Origin of the sequence: Deinococcus metallilatus (assembly GCF_004758605.1) — a bacterium.
GTDB lineage: Bacteria > Deinococcota > Deinococci > Deinococcales > Deinococcaceae > Deinococcus > Deinococcus metallilatus.
The window spans coordinates 512,075-533,490 of record NZ_CP038510.1; the positions used below are offsets into that span (position 1 = coordinate 512,075).

The window sequence follows — 21,416 nt, forward strand, 5'->3', positions numbered from 1 at the left end:
GCCTCAGCGTTCATCCTGCCGGAAGAGGGCCTCCAGTTCGCGCACAGACTCGTCACGGGGAAAGGCGAGGACGACCCGGCCCCCATTGATCCGGGCCTCGGCCCAGGCCCAGCCGCCATGCCGCGCCAGGATGCGCCGCACCTGCACCAGCCCGCTGCCCGGGAGCAGCGGCACCGCCTGTTCGGTCCGCACCACCAGGTCAAAGAGGGTGGCCGCCTCCTCCCCGGTCAGCCCGATCCCGTCATCCTGCACCGTCACCCACACCTCGCCCTCGACCTCCTGGCTGCTGACATCCACGTACCGCGCGCCCCGCGTCTCACTCAGCGTGAAGGTCAGCAGCACCTCCAGGGCCTGCCGCAGCAGCGCCCGGTCCCCCCGCACGATGGGGAGAGGCTGAATCAACCACTCGGCCCGGCTCCCCGCCGCAGCGGCCCGCACCTCCGCAAACAGCTCGCCCAGCGGCAGCAGGTCGCGGTTCAGGTGCTGGTCCTCCAGCCGGGCGAGCTGCCGCAGGTCCTGCGAGACGCCCCTGAGCCGCGCCAGCTCGTCCTGAAGGGCGGAGGGCGCGTGGGGCGGCAGCTCCACGAGGAGGTCCACCGGGCGCCCAGGGTCCAGAAACCGGCTGAGGTAGCCCACCGGGACTTCGAGGTTCCGGGCGGTGCGGGTGATCAGGGTGCCCAGTTCGGCGTTGAGGTCGGCGAGGCGGCGGGTGCGTTCCTCCACCCGCTCTTCGAGGGTGGCATTCAGCACGCGCAGCGCTTCCTCGGCGCGGGCGCGTTCGATGCGCGGGAAAACGCGGCTCGCAATCTCCTGCAAAAGCTGGATTTCGTCCGCTCGCCAATCGCGCGCCTCTCTGCTCGTTACGGTAATGTTTGCCGTCCAGCGTCCGTGCCGGTGAAATGGAACAGTGACGAAGCCACCGAGTTGCAGCCGGGCGCAAGCCTCCGCGTTCGTGCGTTCGTCGCGGGCGGTGTTGCGGACGATGACCGTTTCGCCAGCGCGACTGGCGCGGGTGAATTCTTCGGTAAAATAATCCGCCAGCCGAAAGGTTTGCCTGAGGCTGGGAACGTCTGCGGTGTTCCAGCCGTAATGAATGGCGGTTTCGCCTTTGGCTTCGTCAACGTCCGCAAGAATGCAGCCCGAAACTTGCAGGAATTCGCCGAGGCGCGCGCCGACCGTCTGTATAATCTCGTCCGGCGTGGACAGGATGGATAACTTCTTGCCGATTTCGTCGAGCAGGGCGGTGTTCAGTTCGCGGCGTTTGCGTTCCGTGATGTCGTCAAAGACGCTGGCGACTTGACGGCTGCCTGCCTCGCCGACACGCGAGATGTAAGCCAGATACCAACGCTGCGTGTCGTCATTGTAGGCTTCGATACGCTGCGGCTCGCCCGTCCGCGCCACCCGGTCAAACGTTTCGAGCCAATACGATTCGGCGTTCGGCGAAATCTCGCTGCCCAACTTGCCCGCCGCGTTTTCGAAACCCGTCACCCGCTCGAAGGCGGGATTGACTTCCAGAATGTGGTAATCAACCGCTTTGCCCACCTCGTTATGGATCAGTTCGGCGATGTGGAAGCCTTCGTCAATTGAGTCGAACAACGTGCGATATTTTGCTTCCGATTCGCGGAGCGCGTCCTCGGCACGCGCCCGCTCCACCGCCGCCCAGATGCGCTCGCCCACCTCGCGCAGGAGCTTCACCTCGCTCTCCTGCCACACGCGCGGGCGCGAGGCCGTGACGCACAGCGCCCCCACCAGCCGCCCCTTCTTGATCAGGGGCGTGCCCATGCAGGCGATGATCCCCAGCCCGGCGGAGGCGGGGCGGTCCTGTGGGGGCACGAGGTCCGAGGTCTGCGTGTCGGCAATGACGTGGCCCTCCCCACGGCGCAGGATCGCCACCGACCAGCCGAAGTCCGAAATGCGGTGTTCACCCGCCAGCGAGGGCGCGCCGCCCCGCACCCAGTCCCGCGCCACCCGCGCGACGCCCGCCGCCTCGTCCACCTCGACGTAGTACGCGCGGTCCACGTCCAGTTGCTCGGCCAGCAGACGGCACGCCTCGCCCTGCACGGCGACCGGGTCGACCAGGGGGCGCAGGGCGTCGCTGAGCGCCAGCAGGAATGCTTGCCCTTCGCTTTCGCTCGAAACCTTCGCGGCCTCGCCGGGTGGCAGAAGGCCCCGGCCCGCCAGCAGGTCGGCGATGGCGCGGCCCAGGTCGCCCAGCGGCAACACCCGGTCCACCACCCCAGCCTCGGCCACCGCGCGCAACAGTTCGGCGGGGTCAGCCGTGGCCGGGTCCCCCACCAGCACCGTCCCGCCCACGCCACGTAGGGCGCGCGCGCCCATCACGCCGCCTTGCCCCGGCCCCGCCAGGATCACCACCAGCACGCGCGGGCCGAAGCTCACGGCCAGCGACGCGAGCAGCCGGTCGAGCGGGCGTTCCGAACGCAGTTCACCCTCCGGCGGCGTGACGGCGCAGCGTCCACTGGGCCGCACTTCCAAGAGCATCCGCGGCGGGCTGACGTAGACGTGGCCCGGCTGAAGCACCGCGCCGTTCGCGGCCCAGTCCACAGGGAGCGGGGTGTGGCGGCGCAGGAACTCCACCAGGGGGACCTCCCGACCCAGGGACGGCCCGATGAGCACCGAGGCGGGCAGATCGGTGGGCAGGTCGGCCAGCACCGCGGGCAGCGCCCCCGTCCCGTCAGCCGGGGGGAGGAGGGCCAGCACGTCGAAGGGTGCTGCGCTCGAGTCGGGACGTGCAGACATAGCTGGGGTGCATTTTAGAGACGCACATGCTGCGGCTGTGTGCATTTGGGTTCAGGAGCACCCACGGGTCTTTAGCGTTGCCGCCGCCAGCAACGAGAATCAGGACATGACGGCGGAGCACCTCTCCTTGAAAGCGTGTGTGGATGTCGATTACCGGGCGCAGGAAGCCGTCTCCGCCTGTCTGCTGTTCGAGCAGTGGACCAGCGCCCAACCCACGCGAGCCCTCATTGAGCGCGTCGCCCCCGTGGCCCCCTATGTGCCCGGCCAGTTCTACCGCCGGGAATTGCCGGGCCTGCTCGCGCCCTTGCGTCAGGTCGTCCACCTCGTGGACGTGGTGATTGTGGACGGCTATGTCTGGCTGGATGCCGGGGGACAGCCCGGTCTGGGTGCCCACCTGTACGGGGCGCTGGGAGGGCAGGTCGCCGTGATTGGCGTGGCGAAGACGGCCTTTCGGGGAGCACCGGCGGTCGCCGTGCGGCGGGGTCAGAGCGGACGACCCCTGTACGTGACGGCGGTGGGCATCAGGCCTGAAACGGCGGCCCAACACATCGGCGAGATGCACGGGGCGTACCGCCTGCCGACGCTGCTGCGCCAGGTCGACCAGCTTTCCCGCACGGCCTGAGTGAATCGACGACGTATTGAAGGGTTTACGTCAGCAGCGACGCGGAAACAAACGCCAAGCCCAGCCGTCCGCTGCGGCGGTGCCAGCGAGGGGGCCGGTGGTGAAGGCGACCAGCCGCAGCTTGTTCATCACTCTCTCGTTTGCAGGGGCGGGTCAGTACTTCTTTTCCACGACGGACTCGGCGGTGACGCGCAGCATGGCGTGCGCCTCGGGGCGGCGGGCCAGGACCGCCGCGTATAGCAGTTCGAGCATCAGGGTCTGGCTGCTGAGGGTGGACAGCACGGCGTCGGTCAGGGGGTCTTCCTGCGCGGCGCTGAAGAGGACGGCGCTGGCGTAGCGGGTGATGGGGCTGCTCGCGCGGTGCGTGAGGGCGACGGTGTAATGCCCGTGCGTCTGGGCCAGGCGCAGGTGCTGCACGGTGTCGATGGTACTGCCGCTGCTGGAGACGCCGATCACGACGCCGCCCCGGGGAAGCGTGCTGACGCTGACGGCCGCGATGTGCGGATCGGTGTAGGCGATGGCCGTGATCCCGATCCGCATCAGGCGGTGGGCGAAGTACTGCGCGACCAGGCCGCTGTTGCCCTGGCCGGTCAGGTTCACCCGGGGCGCGCGGGCGATGGCCTGCGCCACGCTCTCCAGCACGGCCGGGTGGGCCAGTTGGGCGGTGTCCTCCAGCGTGCGGCAGGTGTGGCGCACCAGGCGGGCGGTGGGGTCCAGGTTACCGTCATCGGCGGGGAGAGCCTCCCGGCTCGCCACGTCGGAGGCCAGCGCGATCTTGAAGGCGTGGAATCCGGCAAAGCCCAGTTTGCGGCACAGCCGGGTGATGGTGGCCTCGCTGACGCCCGCGCTCGTCGCCAGCTCCGTGATGGTCTGATGGACGACAGTTTCGGCGTGGCGAATCACATGCTCGGCGACCCTTTGCAGCGTGGGCGAGAGCGGCGCAGCCTGCTGACGGAGACGGCCAAGAGCGCCGCCCGGGTTGGCGGGAGGAAGGACAGTTCGCGTCACGGGCACTCCTGAGCGGAACAACAGGTGATGGGCAGAGCGTACTCTCTAAAAATTATTTTGGTCAAGTATGCCTGGAGAAGAGAATCGTTTTCTGTTTTCTCGCTGGAGCGGCCAGCACGAAACGATCTGCTGGGCAGCAGGCAGGGTTCAAGCACCTTGTTCATGCCCATCCAGAGTGCGGGATGCTGGGGGCAGCACCGGCCTCCCTCACGCCCGCAGGCTCCGTGTCATCAGCCCGGACCTCGCCACGATGGGTGACTGGCGCCCGGGACGGACGGGCAGGGCATTCCTCTGAAGGGGCAGACGATGCCTCCGCCCCGGCGGGCGGCCCCGGGATCAGAAGTCCTCGACCTCGTTCTGCACGTCGTCGTCCGCCACGGCGACATACCGGCGGGTGGTGTCCACCGAGGCATGTCCCAGAAACAGCCCGACGCGCGTGAAATCCCGGGTCGCGCTGTAGAGCCGCGTGCCCGAGTGTTTTCTGGCCGCGTGAAAGCCGCGCCAGGCGCCGCCGTGCCCCGCCATCCGGAACGCCTTGTGCATCCGGTACGTCGCCTGCGCGTACGTCCAGTCGAAGAGGGAGCCGTCCGCGCGGGCGGGGGAGAGCCCGGCCAGCGCCGCCCGGACCCGCTTGCCCAGGGGGACGCGCCGGACCTTTCCCCCCTTGCCGGACACCGTGAGGCGCGCGCCCTGGAGGTCCGTCCCCTTCACGGCCAGCGCCTCGCTGACCCGCAGGCCCGCGTGGGCGCAGAGCAGCAGCAGCGCCGCGAGCCGGGGTTCACAATGTTCGAGCACCGCGTCGATCTCGCGCAGATAGGGCGGGTTCTTGACGATGCCCGGCGTGGGATCGGGCGGCACGTGCGCGTCCTCGAAGGGCTGCGCTTCCGTCGCGCCCGCCCAGCGCAGCGCCCGGTAAAGCGCCCGCGCCCCCGCCACATACTGCGCGACCGTCGCGGCCGAGAGCTGGCCTTGCCGTCCGCGCCCCTGTGAAGGCCGGGTCTGGAGCTGCGCCACGTACCGTCCGCCGTCGCGCCGCCCCGGGCGCAGGAGCTGAACGCCGTGTTCGTGCGCCCACGGCACGAAATCCCGCACGGCCAGCGCGTAGGCGTCCAGCGTTTTCCGACTCGTCCGGGCACCCTGGCGGCTGGCGGTGGTCATGTACGCCCAGGTGACCTGCACCAGCGTCTCGGTGTCGTAGGTGCTGGCCGCCTCCACCGCCCGGACCCGCAGCGCCTGGTCGGTGAGATTTGCCAGCGCCAGCCGGTCCTCCGAACGGACGAGAGTCACGCGGCCTCCGGGGGCAGCGGACGAACCTGCAACCGCGAGGACGGCGGGAGGCGGACATCGGGGGTCACCATGCCGGGCAGTGTAGCCGGTTTCTCTCACTTTTGAAACTAAGAGCGATTAGTGTGAATAGTTGGCTCCCCAACTCGCCCCCTGGACTGACCCTCCAGCGGGAACGGCCGTCAGGGCTCTCCCCGGCGCCCAGCCCGACAACCCCTGTGGGACTGTGCTGCCCCGGCCGACCCGGAACACGTCCACCTCACCGGACCACAACTGCTGAAGGTTCTCCCGCCTGAAACCATACTCAGCGTAGACCGCCGACCCAACCTGGACCCCTCAGAACATTTCCGAGGCCCCTTCCTGGCCCTCCTGTGAGGAAGGTATTTTTAATGCCGTCTGGGACGGCGTCCAGCAGAACACAATTTCTGTTCATTTGCGAAAGCAGACGTAGAATACGGCGCTTACATAACAGAAGGGCTTCAGTAGGCGGCTTTGTACCGCACAGCCTTCTCCCAGAATCAATTCACCTGTCCAGCGCCCCCCCTCCAAGCTGTTGCCGGTGAGCTGACGGACCCAGTCGCCTTCATGCGAATGGGATTCTTCTCAGAAGCCCGAGAAACCCAAACATGTTGCCTGCGGCGGACAAATACCCCTGCGTAGCGAGAGTTTGCTGGCGTGCTCTGCCAGGGGTGGACAGCTTCTACCTCGCATGTTAGAAAGTTGTTATAACGTCATGTATAGAATGTGCTCGGGCACCTGCTCACGTGAAGCGTGGAGCGTCTGCCTTGAAAGGAGTTCAGTGAAACAAGGAGCAATTTTCCAGGCAGCCGTTGGTCTCTGCACCGTAGCCCTGATGGTCGGCTGCGGGCAGCAGGCGAGCGCGCCCCCCCAGGCACAGGTCTACCGACCTGCCTACGTCCTCAGCGTTCATCCCCAGGCGGGTGCAACCGCCGCCAGTCTGGAGGCCACCTATCACGGCCGCGTGATGGCCTTCGATCCGGAGGCCGGGTACGCCCTGATCGGGATGGACGCCGCTTCTGCCAAGCAGCTCAACCACAGCCATGTGGGGGCTCTCGCCCTCGAAGCCGACGCGGAGCCGAATCTGAACGTGTTCGGCGCAGGCGGTTCGATGAGTGTGTGGTCGGGCGGCTCCATGAGCGTGTGGTCAGGCGGCTCGATGAGTGTCTGGTCCGGCGGCTCCATGAGCGTGTGGTCAGGCGGTCAATACACCCCCGTCCCCGGCAATACCGCCGCCTTCACTCAGATTAACCTTCAGTACGCTCAGCTCCTGGCGCCCAATCTCGGCAAGGGGGTCAAGGTCGCCGTGATCGATACCGGTGTCGATCTCACGCACCCCGCCTTTGTGGGCGCACTCGATCTCGCCAACGCCAAGGATTACGTGGACGGCGACAACATCCCGCAGGAGGAAGGCACGCTCGGCGTCGGCGGCTACGGGCACGGCACGGCAGTCGCCAGCATCGTCTTGCAGGTCGCCCCTGCCGCCACCATCCTGCCCATTCGCGTTCTCGGCCCGGACGGTTCGGGCGACGCGGCCAACGTGGCGCTCGCCATTCGCTACGCCGCCGACAGGGGCGCCAAGGTCATCAACCTCAGCCTGGGTAGCGACGAGAGGGTGGACGCCGTGCAGCAAGCGATTGCCTACGCCGCTGGCCGCAACGTTATGGTTGTGTCCTCGGCGGGCAACAACAACCTGAACAGGCTGACCTACCCGGCTATGGACGCGGACGGCAAGGGTGCTGTGGGCGACCACAGCGTGAGCGTCGGCAGTGTGGACAGCACTGACCGCAAAGCCTCTTTCTCAAACTACGCCACGCAGTTGGAGACGGTGGCTCCCGGCGTGTCCATCTATGCGGCGGCTCCCGACGGCATGCTCGGGGCCTGGAGCGGGACCTCGATGTCCGCCCCTATGGTCACGGGCAGCCTGGCGCTGGCGGCCGGACAACTGGCCACCCTACCACCCGACCTGGCAAGGAAGCTCAGGGACAATGCGAACAACGCCATTTACTCGTCCAACCTGAACACGAACTATGCCGGGATGCTGGGCAAGGGACGGCTGGACATCAGCAAGTTCCTGAAGGCGGCCAAGGCGACGGTCATCCCGTAACCCTTCAGCCGCGTGAAGCGGACAGCGTCGGACGGATAGGCCAGCCCCATCCGTCCTTCTTTTTTATAGAAAAACGCAGCGGTTGTAAGAACGCGGGAAGAGCGCAGGCGGCACGATCAGGGCATGCTGGAAGCTCGTGACGCGATGACAGGCGGAGACAGCGCCGAACAACTGCGGGCGCGAGTGGACTCCTTGAACGAGGCGGCCTCCTCGCTCCTCAAAACCGACGACCGGCAGGTGCTCGAACTCGCGGGGACGGCAGCCCGGCTTTCGCGGGAGCACGGGTATGCCCCGGGTCTGGCCCGTGCAAAGCTCATCGAAGGGCACGCCTACGTGGGCCAGGGAGACAGCGATCATGCCCTGCCCTGCTTGCAGGCCGCCTTAGAAACCTTCAGGGAACTGGGGGACCCGGGCGGCCAATGCAACGCTCTCGAATCGCTGGGGCGTCTTTACCTCCAGATTGGGGAAATGCCTACCGCTGAGGAGCACCTTGAGGCTGCTCTTGCGCTGTCCCGTGACTGTAAAGACCAGGCTACTGAAGCAACGGTGTTGAATTTGTTGGGCGGCGTATATCATCGTAACGGCGCTTACATGCGGTCACTTGATTGTTTGCACGAGGCTCTCAGGCTCCATCACGAAACAGGCAACAGGGTGGGCGAGGCCAGCCTTTCTGCCAACATTGGCGTTCTCTACATTAGCTTGGGTCAATACCCAGAAGCCCTCGATCACCTTACAAAAGCATATGCACTTTTGCAAAACGGGGGGCATGATGAGCGCACAAAGGGCAACGTACTCATCAACCTCGGGCACCTGTATTTGAATATGAGCAAGCCGCAAAGTGCTCTTCCTTATCTGGAAGAGGCTTTGCAGATTGTCAGGACACAACAGGACCGACTTAGGGAAGCCATTGTCACCTGTAATATCGGGACTGCCCGGGCACAGACCCAGCAGGAGCGTGAGGCGGAAATCGCCTTTCGGGAAGCTCTGACCCTCTTCAAAGAAGTGCAGTCCAGGCAGGGAGAAGCCAATGCCCTCAACGGGCTGGGCGGCCTGCTGGCGAGGCGCGGCGACGGGCGGGCGGCAGCGGAGGCGCACGCCGAAGCGGTCCGTATCGCCCAGGAGATCGAGGACCTCGAGGTCGAACTCGACGCGCTGCTCCATCTCGGTCAGGTGCAGGCCGACCTGGGCGAGCTGCCTGCCGCGCTCACGACGCTCCAGCGGGCACTCACGCTCGCCGGGGAGGCCGAGCACAAAAAGACCGTGAGCGACACGCACCGCGCGCTGTCACAGGTGTACCGGCAGGCGGGCGACTTCGAGCGCGCCCTGCACCACCACGAGCTGTACCACGACGCCGAACGGGCGCTGTTCAACGAGGAAAGCGACAAGAAAACGCGCGAACTGAGCGCGCGTTTCGATGTGGAACGTGCCCGGCACGAGGCGGAAGTCGAGCGGGTGCAGCGTGAGGCCGCGGAGACGGCGCGGGGGCAGGCCGAGGCCCTGGTCAGCGAACGCACGCGCGAGCTGGAGCAGGCGCAGGTGGAAATCGTCACGCGCCTCGCGGTGGCGGCCGAGTACCGGGATGACCTGACGGGCGAGCATACCTGGCGGGTGGGCCACGTCAGCGCGCTGATCGCGCGGGAACTTGGCCTGCCCGAGGAGGACGTGTCCCTGCTGCGTATTGCGGCGCGGCTCCACGATGTGGGCAAGATCGGCATTCCCGACGCCATCCTGCTCAAGCCCGGCAGATTCACCCCCGAGGAGTTTGAGCGCATGAAGGCACACCCCTTCATCGGCGCGCATATCCTGTCGGGGGGGCAGTCAAGGCTGCTGCGGATGGCCGAGGAAATCGCGCTCTCGCACCATGAGCGGTGGGACGGCACCGGGTATCCCCTGGGCAAGCGCGGCCGGTCCATCCCCATCACCGGGCGCATCGTGGCGGTCGCGGACGTGTTCGACGCCCTGACCAGCGAGCGGCCCTACAAAAAGGCCTGGGCGCACCAGGAAGCCCTGGAGGAATTGCGGCGCGGCGCAGGCAGCCAGTTCGACCCCGAGGTGGTCGAGGCGGGGCTGCGGGTGTTCACTCGGCGGGACTTCGCGGCCCTGATGCGCCCCGAGGGAACCCCTCCCCCACCCACCCTGCGCGCCGTTCTCGCCACCGAGGCCTGGCCGCCCGTCATTTCCCCGGCGCCCTGAAGCCGGTGCCCTGAAGAAGGGGCCGCGAGCCTGGGGCAGCCAGGGGGACCTTTTCCGGCCGGTCGGCTACAGTTCAGGTATGACCTCTCCGACTGGCCCGGCCACAGGTTCAAGCTTGCAGGACGCCGTCCTGATCTACAACGCTGCGGCGGGGGGCCGACAGGGGGCCTCGCCGGAAGAGCTGGTCGCCGCCCTGCGTGAGGCGGGCTTCGAGGCCGAGTACCGGGAGACGGCTTCCGAGGATGACCTGGACCGCGTGCTGGCAGATACCCACGGAACGGTGTTCGTGGCGGGCGGCGACGGGACGGTCCGGGGGGTGGCGCTGCGGTTGATCGGCCGTCAGGGCGTGCAACTCGGCCTGATCCCGATGGGTACCTCCAACAATATCGCCACGACCCTGGAGATCATGGGCAGGCCGCTGGACGTTGCCCGGGCCTTCCAGGGCGCCCGGGTGAGGCCGCTGGACGTGGGCCGGGTCAGCGCGCCCTGGGGCGAGGATCTGTTTCTGGAGGCCTGCGGCTGCGGGGCCTTCGCCGAGGTGCTGGCGGCCTACGACCCCGAGGAGCCGAAAAGCCCGCTGCGGGCCGTGACCGCCCTGCTGAAGACGCTGACATCCTTCGAGCCGCTCCCGCTGACCCTGACCACCGACGACCGGCCCCAGCCCGAGGTGCTGACGGCGGTGCTGGAGGTGATGAACATCAAGGCCACCGGGAATGGGCTGCGGCTGGCGACGACGGCCGACCCCAGCGACGGCCGGTTGAACGTGGTTCAGGTGGACGCCGGGAACCGCGACGGGCTGCTGGCCTACCTGGCCGCCCTGGCCCGCGACGACTTCGAGGCCCTCCCGAGCGTCCAGGCGGATGAGGTGAGCCGGGTCGAGATCCCCTACTTCGGGCAGGTCTTCCACCTCGACGGCGAGGTGCGGTCTGCCCTCCCCGGCGTCCTGGGCTGCGTCCGGATCAGGGTCGAGCCGGGAGCGTTGCAGGTGCTGATTCCCCCACAGGCTGCTGAAAAACCGTCGGAACAGGGTTGAGGCGGTCCATGATCCGGACGGCACGGAGGACACTCCCCCACTCCGCGAGCCGTCCCAGGTCCCGGCCCTCTCCGGTGTAGGCCTGTATGAAAAGGGGACGGCCGGGAACGCCTTTACCGCCCCGTTCCCGCTTGCTGGTGAACCAGCGGCCCGGCGTGTTCCAGACGGTTCAGAAAGGCCAGCATCCCGCTTACCAGGGCGTCCCCGAAGTGCGAGGCGCCCAGGTGCGGCCCGGTCAGGCGCAGCAGACGGCTTTCGGGCGAGGCGCTGCGCGCGTAGAGGGCTTCCCCGTTGCGGGTGAAGGCCACCACCTGATCCTCCGCGCTGCCTGCCACCAGGAGCGGAAGCTGCGCCGCGTCCTGGCCCGCGAAGTCGTGGTAGGGGTCGCGACCGGGGGGAAGCGCCGCCTGCCCGTTCAGGCCGTGCGAGGCGGTGACCTCGGCGCTGAAGGTCGCATTGCTCCCCCGCCACACGTCGAGGAGGTTGACCTGCGCGTCGAGCAGGATCACGCCCGATACGGGATAGACCCCCTTGTACGCGGTGAGCAGGGCGGGCAGACCGCCCATCGAGTACCCGAAATTGTAGGTGTGCCCGTTGAAGGGGAAGGTCCTCACCGCGCGGGCGTGCATGTCCGCGAGGTACGTGAGGGCCTGCGGCGCACCCCAGGTGGTCGGTCCGGCGTCGTTGCTGATCAGGACGGCGTATCCGGCCTCCGTCAGCCGGGCGAACAGGGACCGCAGGTGCGGGCGCGTCAGGCTCAGTTCGGCACTCATGCCGCGCGAGTGCGACACCACCACCAGGGGACACGCGGGGGCACATGAGGCAGGCCGCAACAGGAAGGCGTCTCCCAGGGGATGCGTGAAGCGCAGGACGGGCGGCAGCGCCGCGTCCGTCACCGGAGGAGGGGGCGAGGCTGCGAGGGCGGCGGACGACAGGAAGAGCGAGAGCACCACGCGCTGCATTGCCGCAGAAGGTAGCAGAAGCTCAGGTCCCTGTGGACCGGATGGAACGCGGCGCAACCTTCAGCGGCCGAACAGCCAGCGTGAAACCGGCGTGCCTGCCAGCGCCCAGGCCAGCAGCACGGGCACGCCCAGAGCGAGGACGGCATAGCCCGCGAGCACCACGACGAACCACAGCGGTTTCCCCGGCAGGCCCCAGTGCTCCAGCGGCCACATCACCGCCGGGTGCAGCAAGTACACCTGCAAGCTCACCGTCCCGAGCGAGATCAGGGCCGTGCGCCCCCACGTCCGGGTGTGCGCGAGGACGTGCGCCGCGCCGAACAGCCCGAGCGCCGCTGCGGTCGTGTACGCCCAGTTGGCCGCGCTGTAGGTCAGGGTGTTCACTTGGGCGCCGCGCAGGGCCGCCACCGAAACCGGCACGTACCAGACCAGCGCCAGCAGGGCCGCCGCCAGGGCCCATGCCCAGCCCCGCCGCCAGAACGCCTCGAACGCGCCGTCATTCGCGCCGAAGTACATTCCCAGGGTGATCGCGGGGATGTACCACCAGGCCATCGTCCCGGGAAAGCGGAAATGCACCAGGCCCGCGCGGTTGAGGAAATACACGGCGAACTGCAACGCGAACGCCCCCAGGAGCACTGCCAGAAAGGGCCACGCCCGCCGCCACAGGGGCAGCAGCAGCGGCAGCACGAGGTAGAACTGCAAGACGATCAGCAGGAAGTACAGGTGGAAGTACCCCTTGCCGTACTGCAACCACACCTGCCAGCGCCCCGGGTCGCCCAACGCCGCCGCGCGGTCCTGCCCGGTGGCCACGCGGAACAACACGTACAGCACCGTCCAGAGCAGGTACGGCAGCAGCGCCGTGCGGACGCGCGCCCAGTAATACGTCCGCGGTTCGAAGTGCCGCAGCGCCGAGCGGGTCAGCACCACCGCCGTCATGAACACGAAGGCGGGCACCACGAAGTGCAGCGTCCGGTTGAGGAGGGCCAGCCCCTCCCCCAGCGCCGACCCGTCAGCCGCCTGCCTCAGCGCAAAGCCCGTGAGGTGATGCGCCACCACCGCGATGATCGCGAGTCCGCGGAAGATGTCCACGGCGGGCAGCCGCGCCGCCGTACCCCGCCGCTCCGGTGCCAGCACGGGAAGTGGCGCGGCGGGTGCGGAAGAACCGCCCCGGGCGGAGGGCCTGGCCATCAGCAGTGTTCAGTGTAGGGACGCCCTTTCCGGCCCGGGTGCGGGGCGGCTCAAGAAACGTGAAGAATTCGACATCCGGGCCACTGTCCCCGGCAGTCACCCGCCCCGGCGCTTTGATCATCCGGCGGCAGCGGGTGCCCTGCTCACGGCTTGGGGCGTGGGGGCGGCCTACGTTCTCCCGGCGGTCCCCGGTCCTCCAGCAACTGTCCACTCTTGCGGTCGAAGCGCAGCTCGGCCACGACCTGGGCATCGCTGAGCAGGTAACAATGCACCTGCGGCCCCATGACCCGCGCAAAGCTCGACACGGTGAGGGCCGCGACCTGGGCCAGCAGCCTGCGCTGGGCCTGGGGAGAGAGGACCGCGCCGGGGGCGTCCGGGAGGGTCCGTTCCTCGCCGCGCGGCACCAGGGCACCGTCGGCCGTGACAAAGGCCCGCGCCACCGGCCGACCGGAAAACAGCAGCGGCACGCTCAGGCGCGGCCCCGCAGGCGTGTCCTGCAAGACCGGCAGGCCCGGCACCAGGGCCCCCGCCACCAGCCGGGCGCGGCCCAGGTACGTCTGCGCCTCCTCGAAGCCGAGCAGTTCGGCCCGGGGCGGGGGCGGCGGCTTTGCCGGGGGCGCGGCCAGGGCGGTGGGGGACAGCAGCGCGAGGATCAGCAAGGCGGTACGCACGGCAGGCTCCATCGGGGGAGCGCCGGGCCTCCCCCGACGCTGCCCCGACTGTACTGCGGGCGGGTGACGCCGCGCTGATCAGCGGGGCCGGGCGTGCTGGGCGCCCAGCAGGGCCTCGGCGGCGCGCAGCAGGGCGCGGCCTGCCTCCTGCCGCGCGCGGTCGGCGCTCTGAAGGTAGGCGCGTGCGTCGTTGAGGTACCCGCGCACCCGGGGGTCAGCGGTGCGGGCTGCCAACTCATTGATGTACGCCAGGCGGGTCATCCCGGCCTGCGGGCGGCATTCGCCCAGGGCATGCGGCTTTTTGTGGGAATGGGCCTTGCCGGGGGCCGGAGGCGTCAGGCCGGGCCGCACGGCAGGGGCAGCCGGACCGGGCGGCAGCGGTCGCGCCCCCGGCTGGCTCCCGCTGGGGCCGGGAGGGGTGGCGCGGGCAGCCCTGGCCTGCGGGCCGCAGCTGGCCCCGGGCGCGGCCATCCGGGGGGACAGCCCGGGCTGACTGCCGCGCGGGCCGGGCAACGGTTGCCCGGGTCTGGGGGCGGCCTGGGGCAGCGGCATCCCCGGCGCGGGGGCAGTGAGCGGCGCGGCCTGGCCGACCAGGGGCGCGGGCGTGGGCGACTGGGTCTGCCCTCCGGCAGCAAAGGCGGTGGCCCCCAGGCCGAGCAGCAACGTCGTGATGATTCGCTGTTTCATGTGGTGCTCCTTCCGGGCGAGGTGCTCTCCCCCGCGAGGAGCAAGGTAGGTGCGGAGGCTGAAGGCGTCAGGGTGACTCGCTGAACGTCGGCTGAACGCCGTCCGGCAGGGTCAGGCCCACCTCCAGCCCGGCAGGCGTGTTGCGGGCGTAGGCCTCCCCGCCGTGGGCGCGGGCGGTGGCCCGCACGATGGCGAGGCCCAGGCCGCTGCCGTCCCCACCCTGGCCGCCCCGCACAAAACGGTCAAACATCCGCCCCAGGAGGTGCGGCGGCAGGGCGCCCGGATTCACGACGCCCAGGGTGACACCGCTGGCGTCGGCGCGGGCCAGCAGGGTGACCGTTCCACCCTCCGGCGTGGCGGCGACGGCGTTGCGCACGAGGTTCCACAGCGCGTCCTCCAGCCGCGCGCGGTCGGCCCACACGGGCGGCGCGTGGCCCTCTGCGCGCAGGTGCAGGTGGGGCGCGAGGTCGGCTGCCGTCCGCGCGACGCCGCCGAGGAGCGCCCCCACGTCCAGCCATTCCCGCTGGAGCGGCTCGCCCGCATCGAGCCGGTTGAGGGTGAACAGGTCGTACACCAGGCGGCTGGCCCGCCGCGCCTCACGCCGCAGGCTCTCCAGCAGGCGGTCGCGCGCCGCCGGGTCGTCCTTCACGCGCTCCAGCACGTCGAGCCCCCCCGCGAGCGCGGCGATGGGCGTCCGCAGCTCGTGGCTGGCGTCGGCGGCGAAGTGCCGGGTGCGCTGCTCGGCGGCCTCCAGGCGCGCGAAGGCGTCCTCCAGGCGGGCCAGCATGCGGTTGAGGCTCGCGGCCAGGGAATGCACCTCGTCGTGGGCGGCGGGCACCGGCAGGCGTTCCGAGAGGGACGCGGCGGAGAGGTGTTCGGCCCGCCGGGCCATGCTCCGCAGCGGCGCGAGCCCCAGGCGCAGCAGCGCCGCCCCCAGCAGCCCGGCCAGCCCGCAGGCCAGCAGGGCCCCCAGGCCGTAGGCGAGCAGCACGCCCCGCGTGAGCGCCCGCACCTCGTCGTCCCGCACCGCGAGTCCGATAACGTTATCCGAGGCCCGTGCGAGCTGAATTCCGCGCCACTGCCCGGCCCCGACCGCCTGCACGCCCGCGATCACGTCCGCCGGGGGACGCGGATGCTCGCCGCTGTCCGAGTACAGGACGCCGCCTGGCGTGACGATCAGGCCCCAGGTGCCCCGGGAGAGGGCCAGACTGAACAGCTCGTAGCGCAGCAGGGTGAGGCGGTCGGCCGCGCTGGTATCGCCCTCACCGCTGCGGGCCACGACGGCCAGTTGCCCCGCCAGCGCGCGGGACGCCTGCTGGCGGGCAAAGTCCTCGACCCGCAACCCCAGGTAGACGCCCAGCGGCACGAGGGTGGCGGTCAGCAGCGCCAGCAGTGTCAGCAGCAGCCGCCCGCGAAGGCTCACCCCGTTCCGTCCTTGCGGCGCAGCGCATAGCCCGCCCCGCGCACCGTGTGGATCAGGTCGGGGCTGCCCAGCGCCCGCCGCAGTTGCCGCACGTAGACCTCCACGATGTTGTCGTCCCCCAGAAAGTCCGCGCCCCACACGCTGTCCAGCAGCAGCGCCTTGGAGAGCACCCGTTCGGGATAGCGCAGAAAGGTGGCGAGCAGATCGAGGGCGCGCGGACTGAGGTCCAGCACCCGCCCGGCGCGGCTGGCCTCGCGCAGCTCGGTGTCGAGGCGCAGGTCGGCGTAGCGCCACTCCCGGTGCAGGTGCGGCTGGGCGCGGCGCAGCACCGCCTGGACCCGCGCGACCAGTTCACCGAACACGAAGGGTTTGACGACGTAATCGTCCGCCCCCGCTTGCAGGTGGGCGATGCGCTCCTCCACCCCGTCGCGGGCCGTGAGGATCAGGACCGGCGTGGTGTCCCGCGCCCGGATGGCCCGCAGCACCGCACTCCCGTCCAGGCCGGGCAGGCCGAGGTCGAGGATCACCACGTCCGGTCGGCACGCGGCGAAACGCTCCAGCGCCTGCGCGCCGCTCCCCGCCCGCACCACCGCGTAGCCCTCGTAGTGAAAGCCGAGGTCCAGCAATTCACCGATGCCCGGATCGTCCTCGACGACCAGCACGGTGGGTCTGGCAGCGACCATAGGCCACTCTACCGGGATGAACCTGAAGGCACGCTGAAGAAGGTGCCTTTGGGGTAGCCTGCCGCGAAATAGACCCCTGTGACCGGGCAGGTGGCCTTAAGCTCGCCTTAAGCCAGCGGGGGCAGTAGCGTTCCACTCCAGTTCGAGGCCCGGCTCGGCACGTGCTCCTGTCCCCTCACGGGCTGTCTGGCAGTAGGCTGGGGCTAAGAATGACTTCCCCTCTTGAATCAACCTCTCACGATATTTTTGCTGGTGGCGGTGAGATGGCCAGGCGCATGCGGGCGCACGACTGGTCCAGAACGCCACTGGGACCGCCGGAAACCTGGCCGCAGAGCCTCAAGACGACCGTGCGGACCATGCTCACCTCACGCTTCGCAATGTGGATGCTGTGGGGCGACGACTTCACCTTCTTCTGCAACGATGCCTACCTGCCCACCCTCGGGATCAAGGGTGACTGGGCACTGGGCAAATCCTCCAATCAGGTCTGGGCCGAGATCTGGAAGGACATCTGGCCGCTGATCGAGCACGTGCTGACCACCGGCCAGGCCACCTGGAACGAGGGAATGCAGCTCTTTCTGGAGCGCAGCGGCTACACCGAGGAGACTTACCACACCTTCTCCTACAGCCCCCTGGCGGACGACGACGGCCGCGTCATCGGGATGCTGTGCGTCGTGGCCGAGGAGAGCGAGCGCGTGATCGGGGAGCGCCGCCTGCGGGTGCTGCGTGACCTGGCGGCGCGGACCAGCGACGTGCGCAGCACAGAGGGCGTGTTCGGCGGCGTCGAGGCCTGCCTGGCCGCCGACGCCCACGACCTGCCCTTCGCCCTCACGTACCTGCTGGGGGAGGCGGAACAGTCCGCGCACCTGGCCTCGGCGGCGGGGTTCGGGGACGTGCGGCCCGGGGTGAAGCTGGACGCGGCGCTGCCCGGCGACCGGGGCACGCTGGCGGAGCTGCTCAGGACGACGGCACCCGTGCTGCTGGACGACCTCTCGCCGCTCGGGGAGCTGCCGAGCGGGCCGTGGGACCGGCCGCCGTCGCAGGCGCTGGTCCTGCCTATCGCGCAGCAGGGTCAGGCGCGGGCGGCCGGGGTGCTGATCGCGGGCCTCAACCCCTACCGGCCCCTCGACGACAGCTACCGGGGGTTTCTCGACCTCTTCGTGGGGCAGATCGCGGCGAGCCTGGCGAGCGCGAACGCCTACGAGGAAGCGCGCGAACGGGCCGAGGCGCTGGCCGAACTCGACCGCGCCAAGACCACCTTCTTCTCGAACGTCAGCCACGAGTTCCGCACGCCGCTGACCCTGATGCTGGGGCCGCTCGAAGAACTGCTGGCGCACCCGCAGGACCTCTCCGAGCGGCAGCGGGGCGAACTGGAGGTGACCCACCGCAACGCCCTGCGCCTGCTGAAGCTGGTCAACACCATGCTGGACTTCACCCGGATCGAGGCCGGGCGGGCCGAGGCGACCTACACGCCAACCGATCTGGCGGCCCTCACGGCGGACCTCGCCAGCGGGTTCCGCTCGCTGGCCGAAGGCGCCGGGCTGCGCCTGACGGTGGACTGCCCGCCGCTCCCCGAGCCGGTCTACGTGGACGGCGGCCTGTGGGAAAAGGTGGTGCTGAACCTGCTCTCGAACGCCTTCAAGTTCACCTTCGAGGGGGAGATCGAGGTGCGGCTGCGGGAGGAGGCGGGCCAGGTCCGCCTCAGCGTGCGCGACACCGGCACCGGCATTCCCGCCCACGAGCTGCCCCGGATGTTCGAGCGTTTTCACCGCATCGAGGGCGCGCGGGGCCGCAGCTTCGAGGGTACCGGCATCGGCCTGGCGCTGGTCCGGGAACTGGTCAGCCTGCACGGCGGCGAGATCACGGCCGAGAGCACGCTGGGGCAGGGCACGACCTTCACGGTCACGCTGCCGCTGGGCCACGCCCACCTGCCCGCCGAGCGCGTCGTCCACCGCGCCGGGGCGGGCAGCCAGCGCGTGCCCGTCCCGTTTCTGGAGGAGGCCGCGCAGTGGCTGGTCCCGGCCCCGGCGCCCGAGGTGGAAGCGGGCGCGGCCCCCACGCCGCCCGCCTCCGGCGCCCCGCGTCCGCGCGTGCTGCTGGCCGACGACAACGCCGACCTGCGCGAGTACGTGACGCGGCTGCTGGGGGACCAGTACGACGTGCGGGCCGTGACGGACGGGCAGCAGGCCCTGGAGGCGGCCCGCGCGCAGGCGCCCGACCTGGTCCTCAGCGACGTGATGATGCCCCATCTCGACGGCTTCGGCCTGCTGCGCGCGCTGCGGGAGGACCCGGCCACCCGCGACATCCCGGTGATCCTGCTCTCGGCCCGCGCGGGCGAGGAGGCGCGGCTGGGCGGGCTGGAGGCCGGGGCGGACGATTACCTCGCCAAGCCCTTCTCGGCGCGGGAGTTGCGCACGCGCGTCCGCACGCACCTCGAACTGTCGGGCCTGCGCCTGGAGGCCGCCCGCCAGGCCCGCGAACGCGGCGAGGAGCTGGGGCGCGAGGTGGCGGCGCGCACGGCCGAGCTGGAACAGCGGACCGCCGCCCTGGACGCCTTCGCCCGCTTTACCGAGACGGCGGGGGACACCACCGACCCGGCAGAACTGGCCCGGCACGCCCTGAACGTGCTGCGCGTCATGCTGCCCGGCCTGCACGGTACCTACTTCGAGCTGGACGGGGCCATGTGGAAGGGCCGGGTCTGGTCGGGCAACCTGCGCGAAGACGTGGTGACCCTGGTGCGCGCGGGCATCCCCCAGGACACCCCCAGCTTCGCCCGGCCCATGCAGGAGCGGCAGGCGGTGTTCGTCAACGGCTGGGAGGCGGCCGTGGAGGGCCTGGAGGCCACCGAGGGCTACGGGGCCGGCGCGTTCTACCCCTTCTTCACGCGCGGCAAGCCCCACAGCCTGCTGACGCTCGGGACGGTGCAGGCCCGGCGCTGGACCGGGCGCGAGCAGGACATCATCCGCGCGGTGGGCCGCAGCCTCGACCTGGCCTTCGAGCGGACCGAGCAGACGGCGCGGGTGGCCGCCCAGAACGAGGCGCTGGCGGCGCGCACGCAGGCCCTGGAGCGCAGCAACGCCGAGCTGGAACAGTTCGCCTACGTGGCCTCGCACGACCTGCAAGAACCGCTGCGGAGCGTCACCAGCTTCTCGCAACTGCTGGTGAGCCGCTACGCCAGCGAGCAGGACCCCCGGGCGCAGCAGTACGTGCGCTATATCAGCGAGGGCACCGAGCGCATGGCCCGGCTGATTCAGGACCTGCTGGCGTTCTCGCGCGTGGCGACCCACCAGGAAGCCTTCCAGCCCACCCCGACCGCGCAGGTGGTGGAACAGGTGCTTCAGGACCTGCGGTCCCAGATCCGGGAAACCGGCACGCAGGTGACGCTGGGCGAGCTGCCCACCGTGGTGGGGGACAGCACCCAACTGCGCCAGCTCTTCCAGAACCTGATCGGCAACGCCATCAAGTTCCGCGCGCCGGACCGCGTGCCCGAGGTGCAGGTCGGGGCCGTGCGCGAGGGCGAGTGCTGGCGCTTTGACGTGCGTGACAACGGGGTGGGCATCGCCCCGGAGTTCTTCGAGCGGATCTTCGTGATCTTCCAGCGCCTGCATACCCGCGACCAGTACGAGGGCAACGGCATCGGCCTGGCCATCGCCAAGAAGATCGTCGAGCGGCATGGCGGCCAGATCACGCTGACCTCCCGCGAGGGCGGGGGCACCACCTTCTCGTTCACGCTGCCCGCCCTGCCGGGGGGAGGCCCGGCTTGACCGGCCGGACAGGGGCCGCGCTGTTCGAGATTCTGCTGGTCGAGGACAGCGGCGCGGACGTGTTCCTGATGCAGGAAGCCTTCGAGGAGGTTTCGCCGCAGGTGCGGCTGCATCTGGCCAGTGACGGCGTGGAGGCCCTGGCGTTCCTGCGCCGTCAGGGCGAGTTCGCGGACGCGCCGCGACCGGACCTGGTGCTGCTGGACCTCAACCTGCCCCGCAAGAGCGGCCTTGAGGTGCTGGCCGAGGTGCGTGGGGACGCTGGCCTGTGCGCCCTGCCGGTGATGGTCCTGTCCACCTCGGACGCCCGGCACGACGTGAAGCGGGCCTACGAGCTGGGCGTCAATGCCTACATGCTCAAGCCCCGCGACCTGGCGGGCTTTTTCGAGCGGGTGCGCCTGATCGAGCAGTTCTGGCTCTCGGCCGTCCGCCTGCCGGACCGCTGAGGCCGGGCGGGCGGACGCCTGCGAAACCAGCTTGCCGCCGGTAATGGGCTACATCGCGCCGGGCATTTCATGTGCGCGTTAGGGGCGGGTCCCATCCTGCGCTCGGAGGAACCCATCATGCAAAAACGCCTTTGCCTGGCCCTGACCGCCGCCCTGGTCCTCACGCCCGCCTTCGCGCAGGGCACGTCCAGCCCCACCAAGAGCACGGCGCCCACCACATCGGCCGCCGCGAAGAGCACGGGGACGAGCAGCGCCATGAACATGAAGGGCCACATGGGGAGCGCGGCGACCATGCGGGCGGTGAACGTGAACACCGCCACGCTCGCGCAACTGGAGCGCATCCCCGGCATGACGCCCAAGCTCGCCCAGGCCGTGATCGCCGCCCGCGCCAGCGGCCCCTTCAAGAATGAACAGGACTTCGTGAAGCGCGTGAAGGGGATCGGCGCCAAGAACGTGAAGCAATTCGAGAAGTACCTGATTTTCAGCGCCTGATACGGATTCCGCTCCCGGAAGTCCCGGGGAGGGACGCCGGTTCCCGCACAGGTGTGCCCGCCAATTCATCCCCGGCGGGCACGCCGC

General features: G+C 69.6%; 16 protein-coding genes and 1 pseudogene. 8 read left to right on the forward strand and 9 right to left on the reverse strand.

Annotated features, from left to right (window positions below; translation table 11 throughout):
* Window positions 1-3: 3 nt before the first annotated feature.
* A complete protein-coding gene (locus E5F05_RS02250; RefSeq protein WP_184117646.1) occupies window positions 4-2,757 on the reverse strand; it encodes a chemotaxis protein CheB in 2,754 nt (917 codons plus the stop codon).
* Window positions 2,758-2,863: 106 nt separating this feature from the next.
* Between E5F05_RS02250 and E5F05_RS02255 the strand changes: the two genes are divergently transcribed.
* On the forward strand, window positions 2,864-3,379 hold the full coding sequence (locus tag E5F05_RS02255; RefSeq protein ID WP_184117645.1) for an endonuclease V: 516 nt from the start codon (window positions 2,864-2,866) through the stop codon (window positions 3,377-3,379).
* Window positions 3,380-3,532: 153 nt separating this feature from the next.
* Here E5F05_RS02255 and E5F05_RS02260 read toward each other — a convergent pair whose 3' ends face one another.
* Together E5F05_RS02260 and E5F05_RS02265 are read right to left on the reverse strand one after the other, a co-directional pair.
* Window positions 3,533-4,387 (reverse strand): MurR/RpiR family transcriptional regulator, encoded by an 855-nt coding sequence (locus E5F05_RS02260; protein ID WP_146719852.1) that lies wholly within the window; start codon window positions 4,385-4,387, stop codon window positions 3,533-3,535.
* A 336-nt stretch (window positions 4,388-4,723) separates the two neighbouring features.
* Complete coding sequence (locus E5F05_RS02265; protein ID WP_146719853.1) at window positions 4,724-5,674, reverse strand: tyrosine-type recombinase/integrase; 951 nt, start codon at window positions 5,672-5,674, stop codon at window positions 4,724-4,726.
* 850 nt (window positions 5,675-6,524) lie between these two features.
* On the opposite strand from E5F05_RS02265, the gene E5F05_RS02270 reads away from it, so the two are divergent.
* The 4 genes and pseudogenes from E5F05_RS02270 to E5F05_RS02285 all read left to right on the forward strand — a co-directional run bounded on the left by E5F05_RS02270 (window position 6,525) and on the right by E5F05_RS02285 (window position 11,022).
* Window positions 6,525-7,796 (forward strand): S8 family serine peptidase, encoded by a 1,272-nt coding sequence (locus E5F05_RS02270; RefSeq protein ID WP_244944445.1) that lies wholly within the window; start codon window positions 6,525-6,527, stop codon window positions 7,794-7,796.
* A gap of 144 nt (window positions 7,797-7,940) precedes the next feature.
* A pseudogene (locus E5F05_RS22045) lies at window positions 7,941-8,492 on the forward strand (tetratricopeptide repeat protein); the annotation flags it as partial.
* 126 nt (window positions 8,493-8,618) lie between these two features.
* Complete coding sequence (locus tag E5F05_RS21120; protein ID WP_342354402.1) at window positions 8,619-9,989, forward strand: HD domain-containing phosphohydrolase; 1,371 nt, start codon at window positions 8,619-8,621, stop codon at window positions 9,987-9,989.
* 79 nt (window positions 9,990-10,068) lie between these two features.
* Window positions 10,069-11,022, forward strand: coding sequence for a diacylglycerol/lipid kinase family protein (locus E5F05_RS02285; RefSeq protein ID WP_146719854.1), 954 nt, complete (start codon window positions 10,069-10,071; stop codon window positions 11,020-11,022).
* A 113-nt stretch (window positions 11,023-11,135) separates the two neighbouring features.
* Here the strand turns inward: E5F05_RS02285 and E5F05_RS02290 are convergent, their stop codons facing one another.
* From E5F05_RS02290 to E5F05_RS02315, 6 genes are all read right to left on the reverse strand, one after another.
* A complete protein-coding gene (locus tag E5F05_RS02290; protein ID WP_146719855.1) occupies window positions 11,136-11,984 on the reverse strand; it encodes an alpha/beta fold hydrolase in 849 nt (282 codons plus the stop codon).
* A 60-nt stretch (window positions 11,985-12,044) separates the two neighbouring features.
* Entirely contained in the window at window positions 12,045-13,169 is a 1,125-nt protein-coding gene (locus E5F05_RS02295) for an acyltransferase (RefSeq protein WP_146719856.1), read from the reverse strand.
* A gap of 143 nt (window positions 13,170-13,312) precedes the next feature.
* Window positions 13,313-13,840, reverse strand: coding sequence for a hypothetical protein (locus E5F05_RS02300; protein WP_146719857.1), 528 nt, complete (start codon window positions 13,838-13,840; stop codon window positions 13,313-13,315).
* Window positions 13,841-13,918: 78 nt separating this feature from the next.
* The gene (locus tag E5F05_RS02305) at window positions 13,919-14,527 is read right to left on the reverse strand and encodes a hypothetical protein (RefSeq protein WP_146719858.1); all 609 of its coding nucleotides are present in this window, start codon (window positions 14,525-14,527) and stop codon (window positions 13,919-13,921) included.
* A gap of 67 nt (window positions 14,528-14,594) precedes the next feature.
* Entirely contained in the window at window positions 14,595-15,950 is a 1,356-nt protein-coding gene (locus E5F05_RS02310; RefSeq protein ID WP_146719859.1) for a sensor histidine kinase, read from the reverse strand.
* Complete coding sequence (locus tag E5F05_RS02315; protein ID WP_184117644.1) at window positions 15,947-16,633, reverse strand: response regulator transcription factor; 687 nt, start codon at window positions 16,631-16,633, stop codon at window positions 15,947-15,949. Before E5F05_RS02315 ends, E5F05_RS02310 begins: the two co-directional genes overlap by 4 nt.
* Window positions 16,634-16,896: 263 nt before the next feature.
* Between E5F05_RS02315 and E5F05_RS02320 the strand changes: the two genes are divergently transcribed.
* From E5F05_RS02320 to E5F05_RS02330, 3 genes are all read left to right on the forward strand, one after another.
* The gene (locus tag E5F05_RS02320) at window positions 16,897-20,394 is read left to right on the forward strand and encodes an ATP-binding protein (protein ID WP_244944446.1); all 3,498 of its coding nucleotides are present in this window, start codon (window positions 16,897-16,899) and stop codon (window positions 20,392-20,394) included.
* A gap of 68 nt (window positions 20,395-20,462) precedes the next feature.
* Window positions 20,463-20,837 (forward strand): response regulator, encoded by a 375-nt coding sequence (locus E5F05_RS02325; RefSeq protein ID WP_244944480.1) that lies wholly within the window; start codon window positions 20,463-20,465, stop codon window positions 20,835-20,837.
* Window positions 20,838-20,954: 117 nt separating this feature from the next.
* The gene (locus tag E5F05_RS02330) at window positions 20,955-21,329 is read left to right on the forward strand and encodes a ComEA family DNA-binding protein (protein WP_146719861.1); all 375 of its coding nucleotides are present in this window, start codon (window positions 20,955-20,957) and stop codon (window positions 21,327-21,329) included.
* Window positions 21,330-21,416: the final 87 nt, after the last annotated feature.